15 protein-coding genes and 4 pseudogenes are annotated in these 18,089 nt (G+C 67.6%); 9 read left to right on the forward strand and 10 right to left on the reverse strand.

What is annotated here, in order from left to right; genetic code table 11:
- Window positions 1-115 precede the first annotated feature (115 nt).
- Entirely contained in the window at window positions 116-676 is a 561-nt protein-coding gene (locus ACFY1J_RS44620) for a TetR family transcriptional regulator (protein WP_390713065.1), read from the reverse strand.
- 85 nt (window positions 677-761) lie between these two features.
- On the opposite strand from ACFY1J_RS44620, the gene ACFY1J_RS44625 reads away from it, so the two are divergent.
- Complete coding sequence (locus ACFY1J_RS44625; protein ID WP_390713064.1) at window positions 762-1,610, forward strand: patatin-like phospholipase family protein; 849 nt, start codon at window positions 762-764, stop codon at window positions 1,608-1,610.
- 260 nt (window positions 1,611-1,870) lie between these two features.
- Here ACFY1J_RS44625 and ACFY1J_RS44630 read toward each other — a convergent pair whose 3' ends face one another.
- Window positions 1,871-3,547 (reverse strand): trypsin-like serine peptidase, encoded by a 1,677-nt coding sequence (locus ACFY1J_RS44630; RefSeq protein WP_390733203.1) that lies wholly within the window; start codon window positions 3,545-3,547, stop codon window positions 1,871-1,873.
- Between ACFY1J_RS44630 and ACFY1J_RS44635 the strand changes: the two genes are divergently transcribed.
- Complete coding sequence (locus tag ACFY1J_RS44635) at window positions 3,546-3,725, forward strand: hypothetical protein (RefSeq protein ID WP_390713062.1); 180 nt, start codon at window positions 3,546-3,548, stop codon at window positions 3,723-3,725. The genes ACFY1J_RS44630 and ACFY1J_RS44635 overlap by 2 nt on opposite strands.
- Window positions 3,726-4,028: 303 nt before the next feature.
- Window positions 4,029-4,901 (forward strand): hypothetical protein, encoded by an 873-nt coding sequence (locus ACFY1J_RS44640; RefSeq protein WP_390713061.1) that lies wholly within the window; start codon window positions 4,029-4,031, stop codon window positions 4,899-4,901.
- Between the two features lie 471 nt (window positions 4,902-5,372).
- On the opposite strand, the gene ACFY1J_RS44645 is transcribed toward ACFY1J_RS44640, so the two are convergent.
- From ACFY1J_RS44645 to istA (ACFY1J_RS44655), 3 genes are all read right to left on the reverse strand, one after another.
- Entirely contained in the window at window positions 5,373-5,639 is a 267-nt protein-coding gene (locus tag ACFY1J_RS44645; protein ID WP_390733204.1) for a hypothetical protein, read from the reverse strand.
- Window positions 5,640-6,529: 890 nt separating this feature from the next.
- A complete protein-coding gene (locus tag ACFY1J_RS44650) occupies window positions 6,530-7,024 on the reverse strand; it encodes a lamin tail domain-containing protein (protein WP_390713059.1) in 495 nt (164 codons plus the stop codon).
- A gap of 543 nt (window positions 7,025-7,567) precedes the next feature.
- Window positions 7,568-8,518: an IS21 family transposase gene (gene istA / locus ACFY1J_RS44655; RefSeq protein WP_390733205.1), complete on the reverse strand. Its 951-nt coding sequence runs from the start codon at window positions 8,516-8,518 to the stop codon at window positions 7,568-7,570.
- A 245-nt stretch (window positions 8,519-8,763) separates the two neighbouring features.
- On the opposite strand from istA (ACFY1J_RS44655), the gene ACFY1J_RS44660 reads away from it, so the two are divergent.
- The 3 genes and pseudogenes from ACFY1J_RS44660 to ACFY1J_RS44670 all read left to right on the forward strand — a co-directional run bounded on the left by ACFY1J_RS44660 (window position 8,764) and on the right by ACFY1J_RS44670 (window position 10,316).
- On the forward strand, window positions 8,764-8,979 hold the full coding sequence (locus ACFY1J_RS44660; RefSeq protein ID WP_390733207.1) for a transposase family protein: 216 nt from the start codon (window positions 8,764-8,766) through the stop codon (window positions 8,977-8,979).
- Between the two features lie 156 nt (window positions 8,980-9,135).
- A pseudogene (locus tag ACFY1J_RS44665) lies at window positions 9,136-9,402 on the forward strand (transposase); the annotation flags it as partial.
- Between the two features lie 104 nt (window positions 9,403-9,506).
- Window positions 9,507-10,316 (forward strand): transposase, encoded by an 810-nt coding sequence (locus ACFY1J_RS44670; RefSeq protein WP_390713056.1) that lies wholly within the window; start codon window positions 9,507-9,509, stop codon window positions 10,314-10,316.
- A 20-nt stretch (window positions 10,317-10,336) separates the two neighbouring features.
- Here ACFY1J_RS44670 and ACFY1J_RS44675 read toward each other — a convergent pair whose 3' ends face one another.
- From ACFY1J_RS44675 to istA (ACFY1J_RS44685), 3 genes and pseudogenes are all read right to left on the reverse strand, one after another.
- On the reverse strand, window positions 10,337-10,879 hold the full coding sequence (locus ACFY1J_RS44675) for a DUF6368 family protein (RefSeq protein ID WP_390713055.1): 543 nt from the start codon (window positions 10,877-10,879) through the stop codon (window positions 10,337-10,339).
- 154 nt (window positions 10,880-11,033) lie between these two features.
- A pseudogene (locus ACFY1J_RS44680) lies at window positions 11,034-11,794 on the reverse strand (ATP-binding protein).
- A 14-nt stretch (window positions 11,795-11,808) separates the two neighbouring features.
- Window positions 11,809-13,435 (reverse strand): annotated as a pseudogene (gene istA / locus ACFY1J_RS44685) (IS21 family transposase); the annotation flags it as partial.
- A gap of 337 nt (window positions 13,436-13,772) precedes the next feature.
- Here istA (ACFY1J_RS44685) and ACFY1J_RS44690 point away from each other — a divergent pair.
- Window positions 13,773-14,462 carry an HAD family hydrolase gene (locus ACFY1J_RS44690; RefSeq protein WP_390713054.1) on the forward strand — a complete coding sequence of 230 codons (690 nt, stop codon included), beginning with the start codon at window positions 13,773-13,775 and terminating at the stop codon, window positions 14,460-14,462.
- Window positions 14,463-14,913: 451 nt separating this feature from the next.
- Complete coding sequence (locus ACFY1J_RS44695; protein WP_390713053.1) at window positions 14,914-15,360, forward strand: hypothetical protein; 447 nt, start codon at window positions 14,914-14,916, stop codon at window positions 15,358-15,360.
- On the opposite strand, the gene ACFY1J_RS44700 is transcribed toward ACFY1J_RS44695, so the two are convergent.
- Window positions 15,335-15,961 (reverse strand): nucleotidyltransferase family protein, encoded by a 627-nt coding sequence (locus ACFY1J_RS44700; protein WP_390713052.1) that lies wholly within the window; start codon window positions 15,959-15,961, stop codon window positions 15,335-15,337. The genes ACFY1J_RS44695 and ACFY1J_RS44700 overlap by 26 nt on opposite strands.
- A gap of 124 nt (window positions 15,962-16,085) precedes the next feature.
- On the opposite strand from ACFY1J_RS44700, the gene ACFY1J_RS44705 reads away from it, so the two are divergent.
- On the forward strand, window positions 16,086-16,511 hold the full coding sequence (locus tag ACFY1J_RS44705; RefSeq protein WP_390733206.1) for an integrase: 426 nt from the start codon (window positions 16,086-16,088) through the stop codon (window positions 16,509-16,511).
- Window positions 16,512-16,771: 260 nt separating this feature from the next.
- On the opposite strand, the pseudogene ACFY1J_RS44710 reads toward ACFY1J_RS44705, so the two are convergent.
- Window positions 16,772-18,032: pseudogene (locus tag ACFY1J_RS44710) on the reverse strand (IS701 family transposase).
- Between the last annotated feature and the right edge of the window lie 57 nt (window positions 18,033-18,089).

Raw genomic sequence — 18,089 nt, forward strand, 5'->3', positions numbered from 1 at the left:
GCTCGATGCGATCGCGGCATCGCTCCGACTCGGCGGTGTTCCCGGTCCTGACATCGGGCCGGCTTCCGTCCTTGCCCGGGGCGGTGCCACCCTGGCAAAACCTTGCCAGGACCGCTCACTGGTTCAGGAGTTCAGCGAAGCGGTCCAGCGCACGATCGGTGCGGTGGCGGTCGCCGGTAGCTGTGAGATCGAACAGCAAACCCCGGACAACGGCCATGACCAACGTGGACGTGACGGTGTCGTCAGGACCGGTGGAGACGTCGCTGAATGTGGCACCGACAGTGTCGAACCAGTCCGTGATCGCCTCGCCCTGGTCGGGGTAGTTCTCGGGGTGGACCAGGCCGTCGGCGTGCACCTCGAAGAACAGCCGGACGAACGGCGCACGTTCGTCCGCGCTGATCCACTCCCAGATGCCACGCAGCCGCTCCTGCACGGAGCCCGTCTTTGGCGGAATGTGCTCGGCCAGGCGGACCGCACCTCGGCGGCGGGCCTCGGCGAGGACCGCCGCGACCAACTCCTGTTTGCTGCCGAAGTCGTAGAGCAGCATCCGTGGGCTGGTGTCGAGGGCCTCGGCCAGTGGCCGCAGGCTCAGCCCGGCCAAGCCGTGCGCCAGCACATAGTCGGTCGCCTGCGTCAGCGTGCGCTCGCGACGGGCGGGATCAGCGGGTCGCCCCACGGTGGATCTCCTCTCAGCAACTCGGAGTTGAAACAGCATGAGCGAGTATATGGTACGACTGTTTCAATAACGAGGGGAGACTACCTTGCACACCTTCGACCGAGCACTGGTCCTGGGTCCTGGGAGTCACGTCGGCACCGCCTGGATGGCAGGGCTGGCCTACGGATTGCGCCGCGATGGCGTGGAACTGGGCGAAGCCGACCTGATCGTCGGGACGTCGGCCGGCGCGATCGTCGCAGCGCTACTCGCCACCGGCCAGGACCCGGGGCGGCTCGCGACGTCGGCCCGCCAGCCAGCTCACCGGCTCAGGGTGGACCCCAGCCGGATGGGCGAGGTGTTCGCCGTACTCGGCGACCGCAGCCTGGAACCCGGCGAGGCCAGGCGTCGCGTCGGCCGGCTCGCGCTCGACAGCACCGACCCCCAGGCCGAGGAGGCGCTGATCGCGGGGCGCGCCGCCTTGATCGGTGCGGACGCGTGGCCGGAGCGGCGACTGCTGATCACCGCCGTGGACGCAACCACCGGTGAGCCCGTGGTGTGGGACCGCGACAGCGGCGTGCCGTTGGTGCACGCGGTGGCAGCGAGTAGCGCCTTCCCCGGGGCCGCGCCGCCCGTTGCCATCGACGGCCGGCGGTACATGGACGGTGCGCTGCGTACGGGCCCCAACGCCGATCTCGCTGTTGGAGCCCGCACGCTGGTCGTGGTCGAGCCGATGGCCCACCTGTTTCCCCGGGAGCCACTCAACCAGCAGTTGGCGGCCGTGGGGGCAGGCACCGTGGTGACCATCGGCCCCGATCCGGCCTCGGTGCGCGCCTTCGGCTCGGACATGGGCGACCTGGCAGCCTGGGAACCGGCCTACCAAGCGGGTCTTCGCCAGGCAGGCGACGCCGGCGCGCAACTCAGCTCCATGTGGAGGGCAGAAGCCGACGCGGGCTGACCGCTGATCACGTCGGTGATGTGTGGGCGCTGGCAGCCCACCGGAGGGGTCGCCGCGTAGGCCGACCCCTCCCGCAGCACAGGCGCAGGTCTCCCCGGTGATCACAGAGCGTCGCAACTCGATGATCACCAAGACCTGTGCCTGTCTTACTTCCGAGGTAGCCCCACCACGCCTATCTGCGCCACCACTGAAACGGGGAGGTTAGTGCCCCCGGAGGTGCGCGGTGTTCCGTGTCCGGCCCGGGGGCGGTTTTGGTGGGTTCAGGAGGTGGGGGCGACGAGCATGTGCTCGGTTCCGAGGTGGTTGGTGCCGGTGTCGGTGTACATGGTGGTTTCGCCGTCGGACCAGCGGATGACGAGGTCGTCGGTGCGGTTGTTGCCGGTGTAGTCGCCGGTGGTCATGGCCGCGTCGTGGGTCCAGGTCTCGTTGGGGTTCAGGATGCGCTGCTCGGTGCCGAGGCCCGAGGTGGTGGTGCCGACGTAGTTGTCGAGTTCGCCGTCGGTCCAGCGGACCATGAGGTCCCACTTCTGGTTGCCGGAGAACTCACCGGCGGTCAGGAGTGTGGCGTCCTTCCAGGTGTCGTTCTTCGGCTTCAGTTGGTGTTCCTGGCCGAAGGTGCCGGCGCTGACGTTGGTGTAGAGGGTCAGCTCGCCGTCGATCCAGCGGACGACCAGGTCGGTGGCGTACTGGGAGGCGGCGAAGCGGCCGGCGGCGATCTGGGTGGCGTTCTTCCAGAGGTCGTTGGGTTTGATCATCTGGGTGCCGGCCCGGTTCAGTCCCTTGGTGCCGACGTCGCCGTACAGTGTCACCTCTCCGTCGGACCAGCGGACCAGCAGGTCGAACCGGTTGGACCCGGTGAAGTCGCCTGCGGTGATGGTCCTGGCGTTCGTCCAGGTGTCGTTCTTGGGCAGCAGTTGCCGTTCGGGGTCGTAGCCGCCGTGTCCGTTGCCGGGGTAAAGGGTGACCTCGCCGTCGGTCCAGACCACGATCATGTCGCTGTGGCCGGTCTGGCGGAAGTCGCCCGAGGCCAGCAGCTTGGCGTGCTGCCAGGTGGGTGCGGGGCCGGGCAGCCAGGGGTCCCCGGACGGCTGGTACGGCGGTTTGTGGTCATCCACGTTCTGGTGCGCGGCGGCGTCGGCGAACAGGTCCTGGGCGTCCTTGCCGTAGACCGGCGCGTACGTCACCCAGTCGTCGTTGGCGTCGTTGCCGCCGCCGTTGTATCCGCCGGTGTTGCCGATGACCTTGCCGGTGCCGCTGGTGCTGTTGTAGTCCTCGATCCACGGGCCGCCGGAGACACCGCCGTAGAAGCCCTTGCAGGTCATGCGCATCTGCCTGAAGCCCGGCAGTTGGGAGGTGCTGACGGGGCAGCGGACCGGCACATGGTCGGGGTTGACGCTGACGTCATCGGGATAGCCGATGACGGTGACCTTGTGGTGGTAGCTGTCGGTCGGCGTGAACGTCAGGGCTCCCGCGACATCCTCCACCTTGCCCCGGCTGTTGGAGCCGACCTGAGCGAAGGCCAGGTCGAGGTCGGAGACCGCCTTCTTGCTGTTCCTCTCATAGCGCGGGTCTATGTAGAGCTGGGACACCGGGAACACGCCGTCCGGCTGCTCGGCGGCGGGCTTGCCGATGCGGTATCGCGGCACGAAGATGCGGTGGGTGGCTGACTTCAGGCCGAGGCCGCAGTGTCCGGCGGTCAGGACGATGTCCTTGGCGGCCGTGTGCACGACGCTGCCCGTGCAGTACGTCTTCTTGCCGCCGAGCTGCCGGCCGTCATAGAAGAACGTGCCGATCATCGGGTGGCCGAGGAAGTGCTCCGGGGTGGGGGTGCCCGATGGTGGCGGCCGGTGCGTGACGGCGTTTCCTGCGGTGATGCCGTGCTTCGAGGCGGCCGGAGCGGGGTCCGGCAGGGTATCGACCGGGACGGCGTCGGCCATGCGCTCCGCCGTCCAGTACTTCTCCTCCTCGCTCAGACTCGGCCCCGAGGGGGAGGGAGAGGTGGTCGGTTCGGCGGGCTGCGTCGAGGAGTCCGAGGGTGTGGCGGAGTCGGTCGGGTCGACGGCCCCCGCGACCGTCGACGACGGCGAGGGCGCGGGCAGCGTCGGCGGGACCTGAGGCCCGGTGCCGGGAGCCTCCGGTGATGCGGAGGCCGTCGGTGGGGCGGAGACCACTGGGGACGGATCGCCTGTCCCGGCCCATGCCGTCCCGACGCCGAGAATTCCTACACCCAGTCCCAGAGCAAGGGCTGGAATCCATCTGTGTCTGGAACGCAAGAAGATGCCTTTCCGTCTTGGAGAGGGCCGAACGGTGAGGGGGCCCCGAACTACCCAGAACTCGCACATATGTTCGTTCGAGTGGCGATAGTGTACTACTGAGTAATAACTGGCATGTCATCAAATAAGAGGACAGGGTGTAGCGATGGACCGACTCCGCAAGACCGCGTGGGCGGCACTCCCCCTCCTGCTCCCCTTCCTGGCAGCCGGGCCGGCCTCGGCCTCCCCGCCCGGACCCTCGCTCCCGTTCGGAAGTGTCCGCTCGGTGCATCCCGGCGACACACTGACGGTCAACACCGAGGCCAGCGATGTCACTTACCTCGCAACCATCAACTCCCCCGCGTTCGTGGCGGCAGGCAAGCTGCGCATGATGCATCCGGTGCTGACCACCACCGTCACCATCGCCTGCGACGCCCGGCCTGGCACCTACCCGGTGACGCAGCGTGGCGCCGGAGACGTGGGCCCGGACGAGCATCCGTTCCGATGGGCACGGGTGCGCGTGGAACCCGCCGACGAGGCGGCACGCCGCGCCTGCCGGAACAAGGTCAGGAAACTGCCTCCGCCCAGGCTGGAGGAACGCTGGGCTCCGGACAGAACGTGGCCCCAGTCGGAATGGGACGTGCGGACCTTCCGGGCCGGCAGCCGCATTACGATCACGGACAACGACGACGAGGGATCGGACGGAGACATCACCCTCACCTCCCGCGCCTTCACCGACCGCCCCGTCCTGCGCGGCGCCAAAGCCGTCCTGACCGCCACCACCACCCTGACCTGCGACTCCACACCCGGCATCTACGTCGTCTACCGGCACGACGTCGACCAGACCGGCCCCGACAAACCCTGGGCCCGACTGCGCATCGCCCCCGCCGCCCCCGGAAAGAAGTGCCTGGCACAGCACTCAACCGGGTCATCCCGCACTGCCACGCTGGCCTGGGCCGCCGGCGGCGTACTCCTCACGGCCGCAGCCGGCACCGCGCTCCTTCTGCGGGCCCGCTCCCGCCGCACGACCTCCGCCTGAGCACGCACCACCACTTGTCGCCCAGCCTGAAGCAGCCACGCCGACGCGGGCGCAGAACGTTCTCGCCCGGCAAAGCATGGACGCCGCGGTGTCGCCAGACATTTCGGGTTGTCCGGTAGAGCCCCCGTAGTTCAGGCGCAACTACCTGTGCAGCGGCACCTTCCTCGGAAAGAGCCCATGAGATGACGGCTTGCTCAATCGCCCCGCTCCACCTGAACGGGGCTCCCGACCGGGACGTAGGGGCTTCCGGTCCGCGCGTGGAGCACTGGAAAGCTCTCCGTTAAGCCCTCTGCCATACCGCTGAGACTCCACTGCCTGGAGGGCCCGATGCGCACCACGCCCTCCAGCGAGGCGCGAGAACGAGATCATCAGAGGTTCAAAGATGGGTTCTAATCCGCGTGCGGAGTTGGTGCGGTCGCCTCGTCTGCGGTTACGCGTGGTGTTCTCGACCTCGTCGTTCGGAGACTGTGGCTACAACGTGCACCACTGGCCCAGATCGCTGGGCGCCCCTGTCTGGATGAAGGTGCACACACAGGTCCACGCGCGGTCGACGTTCAGGACGAAGTCGCCTGTGAACTCTGCTGGGTCGTCCATGATCGGGACGTCGACCACGGTGTCCGAGGGGGTGGTGCCGTCTCCCACGAGAAGGGAGACGGCCTCAGCGTCGCTGAACAGATGGACGACTGCGTGATCACCTCGGAAGCCGAGGGTCAGCAGAGGATAGTCACTCTCCGGCAACCGAACCTGGAGGTATCCCTGACCGCGGGAACGCAGTTGGCTGAAGGAGGCCGATAGGTCTCCGGCCGCCGAACACCTCTCAACTACGGAAAAATATCCTGATTCCGGCGATGTCGCCGCCCACATCACGCTCACCGGATCCCCAAAAGTCATCGTTCCCGCCCCTCAAACGCCGTCCACGATACGGCCGTCAGGATCAGGGATGTTGCGCGTTGGCGGGGCCTCCGCGCCCTGCGCCGGGATCCCGGCGCAGGGCTGAGCGGGACGGGACCGGGGTGCGGGCGGGGGAGCGGTTCATCCGGTCGCGGGCATCGGCCTCGTTGGCGTCCTTGTGCTCGCGCTGTTGGCGTGCTGCGGTGACCCCAAACAAGGGCCTGCGGCAGAGGCGGTCGCTGAGCGGCAGTGGATCAGCGGAGTGACGGAGCATAGTCTTCTGCGCGCAGCACCGTGATCCTTCCTATCACCGGGGGCGGTCGCCGCACAGCGAGATGCGGACGCCAGCATGGCCTGCGCCGTTTCGACCAGTGATCACTCACCTGGCTTGTCCGGAGTGCGCAGCCGTTACGCCGTCTCGTAGGTTCGTGGTGCCTAGCCCTGACAGGACGGCCGGGCTCTGACGGCCCCGCGCCCCGCTTCGCACGCCGCGCGGGGCCGTTTGCAGTGCCGCGCCGGGTCCGGCGAAAAGAGGCACTCATAACCGGGGAGGTGAAGTGAAGCGGACAAGCGGCCACCAGAAGTGGAAGCCGGAGAACATCGCAAACACTTCGTTCCTGCCGTCGTGGTACCAGCCGCCATGAGCTGGTGCGCGGCTGCACGGTGCGCAGGGCTGCCGGTTCCGCGAGGGCGGCAGTCAGCGGTGCGGCTGGCTGCCTGCCCCGACGGGCGTGGGGTCAGCCGTGGTAGGTGATGTAGCCGTTGCCGTCCGGGTCGGAGCCGGCGCTGGTGTAGGAGTGGGTGTCGGCGTGGGCTCCGGAGGGCTTGTAGAGGTAGATGGTGTCCTTGTCGTTGTTCCAGATGAAGTTGCAGTTCTGGCGGTAGACGACGTTGTGGGCGTCGGAGTCGGTGCCGTGGCCGCCGCGGAGCTTCACGTAGTCGCCGGGCTGCAGGTAGTGGTTGGCGGGGAAGGTGAAGTGGTTGCCGGTGGCGTCCTTGACGACGTAGCCCTTGAGGTTGACCGTCGTGGTGCGCGAGTAGTTCTTGATCGTCAGGTATTCGTCTTTGGTGTTGCCACCGGAGCACCGGTTGGAGTCGGGGCCGGGTGCGTTGTACTGCACGCCCTTGATCTTCAGGGCGGAGGTGTACTCGGTGGCCTGCGCGGGTGCAGCGGCGATCGCGGCGATCGTGACGGCGGTTGCGGCGGCCGCCACGGCGGAGCGTGTGCGCATGAGGAATCCCCCCTCAGTGGTGCGAATGGAGCGCCAGGAGCCTACACAGATGGCGACCGCGAGGTGATGGCTTGGTGTAGGAAAGGTGGAGGCGCGACGGCAGGATCCACGGGGCCCGTATGCAGCGTCCCGGCATGGCCCGCCACCTTCCCCTCTGGCGACGGGACCAACGCCGCGTGGTCAGCGGGCGAGGGTGACGGCGATGGGGGAGCCGGGGCAGGCGACAACTGGCTCGGGGGCCAGAACCTGACCCTTGCCACCTGTCGCCAGAGCGACCTTGAGTGCTGGATGACCAGCGATGACGTCCGCCTTCGCCGGGAAGCAGGCCACTTCGTGCGCTGGTCCCTGGCCCAGAAGATCACCCGTGATCTCAGGTTCCCGGCCGAGCGGTGGAACGGCCCCTCCCAGGCGATGGACGACGAGGCCCGCTGGGCCACCGCCCGACGCCTGCTGCACGACGATGCCCTCAGGCCCGAAGACCGCCTTGCCTGTCCGCGTACTCTCCGATGCGGCCGGGTCGGTACGTTTGAACGCGGCCAGTGGTCAGGCCACGCTGGTGTCCCGTTCGATGGCCTTGAGGCGGTTCTTGAGCCGGTAGCTGGGGCCGTTGATCGCGACGACGTCGCAGTGGTGCAGCAGCCGGTCGAGGATCGCGGTGGCGAGGACCTCGTGGTCGGTCGCATGGGTGCGGGCGCGTCGCTGCGGCACCCAGGCCATGAACGCGGCGTCCATCTCCTCGACGGAGTTGAAGGCCCGTCCGGCGAGCACGTGGTCGCGGACGATCAGGACCTGGCGCTCGACCCGGCCCTTGCCGGTGGGCCGGTAGGCGGCCAGCACGTCGATGTCGAAGTCGTAATGGTCGGCGAAACCCACCGCTTCCGGATGCAGCGGGACGGCTTCACCCGGCGCGACATGCCGGCGGACGACGGTCTTGGTCCGGTCGTAGACGATCGACATCGGCACCCCGCCGTAGTGGGTGAACGCCCGCCGGTGACAGTCGAAGAAGGTCTGGAGATCCTGGCTGGTGGTGAAGCAGCAGAACGGGTCGCGGGAGTACGACAGGATCATGTGGAACGAATAGACGTTCGGGATGCCCAGATGGGCGAGGATCTTACCCTCGTCGCCCCAGTCGACCTGGGCCTGGGCCCCGGGCACGACCTCGAAGCAGCGGTGCATGCCCGCCAACTCTCTTGGCGCGATGCCCAGTTCCTCGGCGATCCGTGGGCAGGCCTCCTGCAGATAGAGCTTGACCCGCTGGTAGTTGATAGTGGAGCCGTAGTCCTTCACCAGGCGCTCGTGCACCACCGCACCCTTGATGAGGATGTCCGCCTCCAGCATCGCGTCGATCAGCGGCGCGACCTCGTCCACCGCCTTCTTGCGCGGCCGGCCGTTCGACACCCTCCTCGGCGGTGCGGCCGGGGCCTGCCCGGACAGGTACTTGCGGACCGTCTTCCGGTTCAGGCCCGTCTCCTTGGCGACCTCCGTCAGAGTCACCGCACCGGACTCGAACAGGGCACGGAATCGCCGGTGTCTGTAAGCACTTGTTTTGGGGTCTGGCACAAGTTCCGTGAGTCGATCACGCCTTGTAGTTATTGATCTTCCGTCGCGTGGTACGGAAGTCGCCTTGAAATCGCTCCTCGTGCGGGTGACACGGCCGACATTCGGCGGCCGTGAACGAGGTGCTGTCCCGGTTGCGGGAGTTGTTGTTCCCATCGGTCCCCGGAGTCGCCGTCGTGGCCGTGCATTCGGAGGGCAACGCGATACGCGTCGAGGCCCGATGCACGCCCATCGGGGCCGCCTGCCCCGACTGCTCCCACTGGACGGAACGCGTCCACAGCTCCTACCTGCGGTCTCCCGCGGACCTACCCGCGGCCGGGCGGAGTGCACAACTCGTATTAAAGGTCCGGCGGTTCTTCTGCACGGCCACGGGATGCGGCCGACGGACATTCGTATAGCAGGTGCCCGGACTGACCCGCCGCCACGGCCGGGTCACCCAGCGGCTGCGGCAGACGATGGGCGCGATCGGGCTGGCACTGGCCGGTCGCGCCGGCGCCCGCCTCGCCCACTTCATGGGCATCGCCACCAGCCGCACCACGCTGCTGCGCCGGGTGATGGACCTGCCCGACCCTGCCGCGACGCGCCCCCGCGCCGTCGGCGTGGACGACTTCGCGCTGCGCCGCGGTCACGTCTACGGAACCGTCGTGATCGACGCAGAGAACCACCAGGTCCTCGACCTGCTGCCCGAACGCGACGCCGTCACCCTCGCCCCGTGGCTCGCAGCCCATCCCGAAATCGAGGTGATCTGCCGCGACCGCGCCGGCGCCTACGCCGAGGCGGCCGACACCGCCGCACCCCAGGCCCTCCAGGTCGCTGACCGCTTTCACCTCTGGCAGAACCTCGCCACCGCGGTCGAAAAGACCGTCGCAGCCCACCGCACCTGCCTGCACGACCTGCCCCGGGCCAGCCCAGAACCGGAGCCCGTTTGGGAGACACCCCCGAAGCGACCTCCGACCAGAACGACGCAGAGGCGGATCCGACCGGCAGGTTCGCCGAGAGGGCCCGCGCCCATCATGCCCTCGTCCACGACCTCCTCGACCAAGGCATGGGAATCCGCCACATCGCCCGCCACCTGGGCTGGGGACGCCACACCGTCCAGCGGTACGCCCGCGCCGCCCGCTGGCAGGACATGGTCAAGGGCCGCAAGCGCCAACTCCCCAGCAAGCTCGACCCGTTCAAGCCCTACCTGGCACAACGCTGGGCCGAAGCCGACGGGAAGGTGACCGTCCTCGACCTCCACCGCGAGATCACGGCCCGCGGCTTCCACGGCCACTACTCCACCGTCCGCGACTGGGCCCGGCGCGACCTGCCCCGGCCAGAAGGCTCCACGCCCGCCCCGCCACCGCCGTCGGTGCGGCAGGTGACCGGCTGGCTCACCCGACACCCGGCCACACTCACCGAGGAGGAGAAACTGCACCGCAAAGCCGTGCTCGACCGCTGCCCCGAGCTGGCCTCCGCAGCCGAGCTGACCAGCGCGTTCGCGGAGATGCTCACCACACTCAGCGGTACCCGCCTGCCCGAGTGGATCACCGAGGCCGCGGAGGCCAACCTCCCCGGCATCAGCAGCTTCGCCGTCGGCCTGCGCAGCGACTTCGACGCGGTGACCGCCGGCCTGACCACCGACTGGAACTCAGGCCCGGTCGAAGGCGCCGTCAACCGGATCAAGATGCTCAAGCGGCAGATGTTCGGCCGCGCCGGCTTCACGTTGTTGCGCAAACGGGTACTGCTCGCGTGAGCCGACTGGATGAGTTCCGGCTACTTCAGAAGTCGGAATCCGGGCTGTTTGCTCCACTCTCTGAGGAACTCCGCTGAGCAGTACGCGGCGGGCCCCGGATCATCCGTCGTTGCGACGATGCCGGGAAGGTCGGCGACGATCGGCATCTGGTCTTCTCGCAGTTCAGCGTTGGCGACGCCGCCGATCACGTCCATGATGGCGGCGGTCAACAGGGCCGTGACGGCGTGGTCGACCGGACTGTTGCAGAACGCGATGACGTCGACCGCGTGGGTCGGGGTGAAGCCAATGAGGGATTCCTGGCCGACTTCGTCGGAGTGCTCGGCCTCGAAGACGGCCTCGTCACCGATACCGGGCCCCATGAGAGAGACCAGAATGGGCCGAGGCCCGTCGACACCCGCGGTGTCCGTGATGCCGAGACTGTCCGCGTGAATGTGCAGGTCGTACTCGCCGACTCGCTTCTCCTCAAAACGCGCCGCTGAGCGAACCAGAAATTCGCGAAGTCGCTGGATCGCCGAGTGTGGGACCGCCTCCGCCAACTCGATCACCAATACCGGTCCACTCATGGCGTCGGAGCCTAGCCAGTCGGGACTGCCGCCCCCAATCGATTACTCACCGTGCACGCTTCACGGAACTTGTGCCAGACCCCCGTTTTGGCTCCAGTGCACGGAGTTGTTTTGGCACCAGTGGTGGGTGGCAGGGGGCGTGTGGCGGTGTGATTCACGCCCCTGTAGCAAGGTGATTTGGCTCTACTTCGATCGGGTGGTTCCGCTGGCCGGGGTGGGGGGTGTTGCTCTGCTTCCACTCCGAGAACGGGGCGTTCGAGGCGATCGCGATGGCCCGCCGTTCCTCCCGCTCGGTGAAGATCTGGAACAGCAGTTTGGCGCCGGCCTTGTCCAGGTCGAGGTAGCTGAATTCGTCCAGGCAGAGCAGGTCAACGCGGCCGTAGCGGGCGATGGTGCGGGTCAGCTTCTTCTCGTCCGCAGCCTCCGCGAGCTGACCAGGTTGACCGTGGTCGTGTAGCGGACGCGGAGACCGGCCTCGGCCATCGCCGTGCCGATCCCGATCAGCAGGTGGGACTTGCCGGTTCCGGAGTCGCCGATCAGGCAGAGGGGCTGTCCGGCCTTGACCCAGGACGGGTCCGACAGAGTGCCGACGATCTCGGGGATGACGTTGGGGTTCTCCGCGTAGTCGAAGTCCTCCAGCCGTTTGGGCCGGGGGAAGTTGGCGTCCCTGACCAGCCGCTGCTTGCGCCGTTCCTCCCGTTCGCCGCACTCGGCTTCCAGCAAGTCGGCAAGGAAGTCTTTGTAGCTGGACCGCTGCCGCATGGCGTCGGCGGCCATCTCCTGGACCCTGCTGCGGATCGTGGGCAGGTGCAGGGCCCGGCAGGCTTCGTCGATGGCAGTGTCCACGGCCTCCTCCGGCCCCATGTCCCGGCGGGGCGAAGGGATCTGGGCGGCCGTGGTGTCGGTCGTGCCCATGCGGTGCCTTTCGGTCGACGTGTCAGGAGCTGGTCGTAGTGGGTAACGGTCGGCAGGGGCCGGTTGTCCTCGGGCAGCTGGGCCCGGCGGGCCGTGAGCGAGACCACCCCGCTGGGTTCGGCCCAGGGCGGCGGCTCGCCCTCGTCGTCCAGGTCCTCAGGTGGTGGCGGGGCCAGCGCAGCAGCTCTGCGGGCCTCGACGGCCACCACGTCGGCGGTGATGGCGCCCGCTCGGATCGCGGCGGCCCTGCCCTGCTCGACGGCCGTCGCGGGCATCCGCCGGTGCAGCAGCAGGACCTCGATCAAGGCCCTTGTTCCGGCCGCGTCGCCGTGGGCGGCCCGGGCTGCGGCCCAGAACGCCTCGTGGACCTCGGTGAACGAGCCGTTCTGCCGGGCGGTGACCAGTGCGGTCGAGCCGGCTCGCCGGCGGCCATCGCCCCGGGCTTGGCCAGGGAATCTCCAGGTAGTGGTCGAGTTCGTCACGGAAGTCGTCCCGGCGGGTCAGCCTCGGGTGCCGGGCGACGACCTCTCGCCGTTCGAAGACGAGGAGTTCATTGCCCCGCAGCAGCACCCGTACGTTCTGGCCGATGAAGCGGGCCGGCACTGAGTAGTGGCACTGCCGAACGGTGATCCGGCTGCTGCGGTCGACCTTCGGCGTCATGGTGATGCCGCACTCGAACTCCTCCAGCGGCAGCGGAGCCAGTTGGTCCGCCTCGGTGTAGAAGTTGAAGCCGACGGTGGTCAGCCTGCCCGCGAGGATCCGTTCGTCCTCGACCGCGTCGATCTCGGCGATCTTCGCGTTCAGCTCCTCCAGCGTGGCAACCTCGGGAACCGGGACCAAGTGAGTACGGCGGAAACGGCCGCCCTCATGCTCGACCCCGCCCTTCTCGTGAGCACCGTCCTCGCCGGGAATGCAGTAGAAGGCATCGAAGCCGTAGTGGGCCCTGAAGGACACCCACCGCTCGGACTCGATGCGGCTGCGGCCGGTGCAGATGCGATTGACCGCCGGTTTCAGATTGTCGTAGCGGATGTGCTTGGTCGGCACTCCGCCCAGGACGTTGAACGCCTCGACGTGCCCTTCCAAGAAGGACTCCTGGGCCTGCGAGGCATAGACGCGGTGGACGGCCTTGCCGGAATACGACAGTCGCAGCGTGAACAGGTGGCACTTGACGACCTGGCCCGCCAGGCGGCCCCAGACGTCGGCGAAATCGACCTCGGCTTCCTCACCGGGCAGGTGGACCTGCGGGACCATGCCCGTCAGGTGCCGGCGGCCCTCCAGCATCTCGGCCTCGATCTGCGGGCGTCTGCCCAGCACGTAGTCGCAGACCGTGGAGTACGACACCATGTCGAAGTCGTACTCCTGGGCAAGACGCTGATGGATCCGGCGGGCCGTGTGCTTCTGCTTGCGCGGCGCACTCGCGTCTTCCCGCAGCATCGCGTCGATCCACGGCTTGGCCGGGTCCAGGACCGTGGCCCGCGGTGCTGGCTTCTTCCGAGGCGGCGGAACAGCAGACAAAAGGGCCTGCCTCACCGTTCGGCGATGCACTCCGTACTTCTCCGCCAGAACCCGCTGCGACAGTTCCAGATCAAGACGCTTGTCCCTCCGGATCGCAGCGAACAGCTCCGTCCGCGACAAACCCATCCCGGCCTCCCGACACGACCGTGATCAAGCAACACTGCCTCCGACATGACCGTGATCGACGCACAAACCCTGCCGCCGCCGGGCGGACGGAGCAGCGCATTCACTCCAAAGAGGGCACGTCGTCGGTAAGCTGCCGCAGCCTCACTCTGCTCCGGAGGCCCAGCATTCACTCGACTTCGCTCATCGTGATGGCGATTCCTGAATCGACCAGCGTGGATCTTGTTCCTCAGTTGATTCGGACATCAAGGGTCTGAGGACGTTGGTGGATTGCTCGGGTTGCAGATCTTGATCGTCTTGGGCTTGCGGCCGGCTCGTCGGCGCCGCCAGGATCGGCTGCATGATCAAGGGTGTGATGTTCGACTTCTCCGGGACCCTCTTCCGGATCGAATCGGCCGCGCAGTGGCTGCGCGCGGTGGCCACGAAGGCCGGTCTGGACGTGCCCGAGGGTGAACTCGACGCGTGCGTCAGCCGGCTGGAAGAGTTCGGGGCTCAGCCCGGAGGGGTTCCTCCGCGCAAAGTGCCGCCCCATCTGGAGGCACTGTGGCGGGAGCGCGATCTGACCGCCGAACGACACCGGGCTGCCTTCACAGCCCTTACCCGGGAAGCGAAGCTGCCTGCGGCTGACCTGGCCGAGGCCCTGTATGAACGTTCCCAAGTGTCCAGGGCATGGCTGCCTTATCCCGACACCGAGGAAACCCTCCGCGCCCTGCGCGGGCGAGGCATCCCGGTCGCTGTCGTCAGCAACATCGGCTGGGACATGCGCCCTGTCTTCCGCGACCACGGTGTCGATGACCTCGTGGACGCCTACTTCCTCTCCTTCGAGCGTGGGGTGAAGAAGCCCGATCCCCGGATCTTCCAGATGGCGTGCGACAAGCTCGGAGTGGCGCCCGGCGATGCACTCATGGTGGGAGACGAGCCTGTTGCGGACGTCGGAGCTGCCACGCTGGGGTGCCGGGTCCACCTAGTCGATCCCCTGCCCGTTGACCAGCGTCCCGGCGCGCTGGCCGAGGTGCTCCAGCTCCTCTGACGTGCCCGACCGGGGCGACGGTCGGCGCGATGTTGAGGGCCCGGCGACCGACGCTGTCCAGTCCTCGGGCTCGATACCGCGCAAACGTACCCGCTTACCAGTCCGGAACGAAGTCATCCCCTATCCGATCACGCCGCAAGATGCGATGCACAGACCCTCCTGACCCGGGCCTGAACTGTCTGGTCATACCGGTGGAGCCAGATCAACTTGGTACGTCAGTGGAGCCCCGAAACGCTGGTGCGCTGGTGCCCAAAGAAGTGCTTACAAACACGCCGGAGTTCCGACCAGCGTTGCGGGTCCAAGACCATCGTCAGGAGCTGCCCTCCGCCGCCCCTTACCGACCAGCAGCACAGTGCCGAGCAAGAGGAATCACCGCATCAACAAGCGGCCCTTTTCACTCGTACGTGACTGGCCGCGTTCACGCGTACGGCGACACCTTGCCGGCCTGCTGTTGCTCCTCTATGCCCAGTGGCCCGCTGCGATCTCCCGGCTCACCGTCGATCACATCGAGGAGAAAGACGGAGCAGTCCGCATCCGCCTCGGCGCCGTCCCGGTGGACCTGCCCGCACCCGTCGCTGAACGCGCCCTCCAACAGGCCGAGGTTCGCCGCAGCCACGCCGTCCTCGCCCGGACAGACTCGCCCTGGCTCTTTCCTGGAGGCCAGCCCGGCCGCCCGATCAGTGCCTGGGCCACGGGCGAGCGACTCCGCAAACTCGGCATCCGCCTGGCCGAGACTCGCTCGACCGCACTGTTCCAGCTCGCCACCGAACTGCCGGCCGCGGTCCTCGCCCGCACCCTCGGCATCGACATCACCGTCGCCGTCAAATGGCAGCGAGCCGCCGCCGGGGACTGGGGCGCCTACGCGGCCGAGGTCAGCCGCCGGACCAGCTCGTCGTGACGCTCGCGGCGGGCCAGTCCAACACGGTCAGCTCGGGCCATTGCTCTCGCCATCGTGCTGCCTTGGTCTCATAGACCGAGCGAGGGGCGAGCACCGGGTTCGGCCGGACGAGGAGGTTGAACACGTCCGAAAGGCCATGCGGCGCATACACGCGCCACCGGCCGTCGGTCTCCGCACGTACTCCCAGGCAGCACGTCGTCGCGGCGAAACTGTCGATCGCCGCCTCGGTGGACTCATACGGCGGACACGCGACTCCGAACTTGTCCTCATACCAGAGGTGAACTCGTGCCTCGTTGCGGATCTCAACATCCGCCGGCAGGTCGGCGAATACCTCCCGCCCGGCCTTGATCACCGCGTCCTCGGCCTCCCAGGACAGATCACTACCGTCGAAGTAGAAGACGTCGTAGTCCTTGATACCGCTGGTCGGCGGCCTGTCCGTGACCACGTTCCACACGGTCTGGAACAGGCATCCCGCCGTCACATACCACCCGGGAAGGTCCAGCGTCGCGGTCCGCGCCAGCACCTCCGTCAATACGTCGTTACGGGACAGCACCGCACGCAGGGACTCAAGTTGCTGGTCGAGAGGGAGGCGGCTGATCACCAGCTCTGCCTACCACAGGTCACCCATGGGCGGGCCAGAACCACCCCCTCGGAGACCCCACGGTCCAGAGGCATTCAGCCAGTTCCAATACCCGACTCCACCATTAGCGATCTACTCCGATGACGTGATCGCGCACCACCGGGCATTCATCGCCTGCCGGCGAGCCCTGCGACCCGGCGCAGAATACCGGGACCTCACCCCGGAGGAATGTCAGGAGTTCCTCGGCCACCTCGAGTTGCGGAAGCTCGAACTCGGCATCTGCACACGAGATTTTGGGACGCCTTGCGTCCATGAACATGCTTGCATCCGGTGCCCAGCGCTACGACCCGACCCCACGCAGGCGCCCCGCCTACGGGAGATCATCGCCAACCTCCACGCCCGCGTCGACGAGACCAAGGAACAGGGCTGGCTCGGCGAGATCGCGGGCCTGGAGGTGAGCCTTGCCGCAACCAACGAGAAGCTCGCCGCGATGAACCGCCTAACCGAACGACACGGCATCGTCCACCTCGGAATGCCCGATTTCCGGACCGTCACTGGGAGAAAGGGGTGACGGTGATGGCCCATGCGCGCCACCAAGAGAATTCGGACTACGTTCAATTCTGGCCGATCACTACTGGACTCTTTCGGCGTTCGCGCTGGTCAGAAGCCCTGAAGAGCGGACATCTGGCGACGGATAAATCCGTGAGATTCGTGGAGGTTGGGCCTGTCAGCCGCTAGTAGGACTCCGTTAGGTCTGTCTTGATCTTGGTGTCGTGTGTGTCCCGGTGGGCAGGCGTTGGCGGCAGGTGGTGCAGACACCGGTCCAGCACCTCAAGACGTCCTGGAGGGCGTCGAGAACTTGGTAGAGGGTGAGACCGGTGCGGGCACTTTTGGGGCCAGGCGCTCTTCGGTGAGGAAGGCGTGGGCAGCCGTCACGAGGGTGACGTGGTGGTGCCAGCCTGGCCAGGACCGGCCCTCGAAGTGGTCCAGGCCCAGGCCGTGTTTGAGTTCGCGGTAATCGTGCTCGATGCGTCGGCGGACCTTGGCCAGACGGACCAGGTCGGCAATGGGAGTGTCGGCGGGCAGGTTGGACAGCCAGTAGTCAGTCGGTGCGTCGGCGTCGGCGGGCCATTCGATCAGCGGCCAGCAGTCGGGCAGGATTCCGTCCCACCAGCCCTGTTCGGCCGAGGCAGCGGCTCGGATCGGACGCTCCACGGCCTTGCCGGCCGGGCGGACGCGCACGGCTGCGAAGCGGGAGCATAACTCCCCTCGCGAGCCGTTCCGCCAGGTGACAGGGGTGAACGCCTCTTGTCCGAGGCCGGCTGCCAGGGCTGCCACCGACGGTGCGGCCTGCCGGTAACGCGGCTGGGGCCAGCAGCCGATGGGCCCATTGCGGGCCGGGGCCACGGGCTTCGCATCGAAGGGGTGAGCACTCACATCCGAGCGGACGGACAGGACGTAGGCCAGTCCACGCTCGGACAGCGCGGTCCGCAGGTAGGCGTTGGTGCCGTAGGCGGCGTCGGCCACCACGAGCGGCGGCGTCATGCCCCAGGAGGCGAGGGTGTCGAGCATGTCCAGGGCCAGGCGCCACTTCTCGCGGTGCGTGACCTCGGGCGGGATGCGGGTGACGGCCCGGCGGTCGGTGTCCGAGGCCCACTCCTTTGGCAGGAACAGGCGCCACTGCATTGGGCAGGAGGCAGAGTCGGTCGCGGCGTGGACGGTGACCGCGACCTGGCAGTTGGCCCGTTTACCCAAGGCTCCGCAGTACTGGGGAGCCACCGCGACCGACATCCTCCCGTCCTTGGGCACCGACACATCGTCGATCACCCAGGCCACCGGGTTGATCAACGGCAGCATCCGCTCGGCGATCCGTTGCTGCACCGGCATGGGATCCCACGTCGACTGGTTTCACGAACTGCTGCAGGTTCTGCTCGTTGCCGTCCGGCAACCGCGCGGCCATCGCCTGGATCGACTTGCGGCGACCGTCCAGCATCAGTCCCCGCAGATAGCAGTCACCCTCGGCCCGCTGGTCCTTGCGCGGCACCGACGCGAACACTGAGGCGCCCCGAAGTTCTCGGACAGCGGTCCCCATAGGATCGAAGTCCAGAACGGCGGAGAGAGCACGTGGCACAGAAGCGTAGGAAGTTCA

This window comes from Streptomyces sp. NPDC001406 (assembly GCF_042895285.1).
GTDB lineage: Bacteria > Actinomycetota > Actinomycetes > Streptomycetales > Streptomycetaceae > Streptomyces.

Bases quoted from the DNA above. Each gene is read 5' to 3' on its own strand.
- ACFY1J_RS44630 (WP_390733203.1), bottom strand. From the start codon at position 3,547: ATGGCCGACGCCGTCCCGGTCGATACCCTGCCGGACCCCGCTCCGGCC.
- ACFY1J_RS44650 (WP_390713059.1), bottom strand. From the start codon at position 7,024: ATGCGCACACGCTCCGCCGTGGCGGCCGCCGCAACCGCCGTCACGATC.
- ACFY1J_RS44640 (WP_390713061.1), top strand. From the start codon at position 4,029: ATGGACCGACTCCGCAAGACCGCGTGGGCGGCACTCCCCCTCCTGCTC.
- ACFY1J_RS44675 (WP_390713055.1), bottom strand. From the start codon at position 10,879: ATGAGTGGACCGGTATTGGTGATCGAGTTGGCGGAGGCGGTCCCACAC.
- ACFY1J_RS44690 (WP_390713054.1), top strand. From the start codon at position 13,773: ATGATCAAGGGTGTGATGTTCGACTTCTCCGGGACCCTCTTCCGGATC.
- ACFY1J_RS44635 (WP_390713062.1), top strand. From the start codon at position 3,546: ATGCGCTCCGCCGTCCAGTACTTCTCCTCCTCGCTCAGACTCGGCCCC.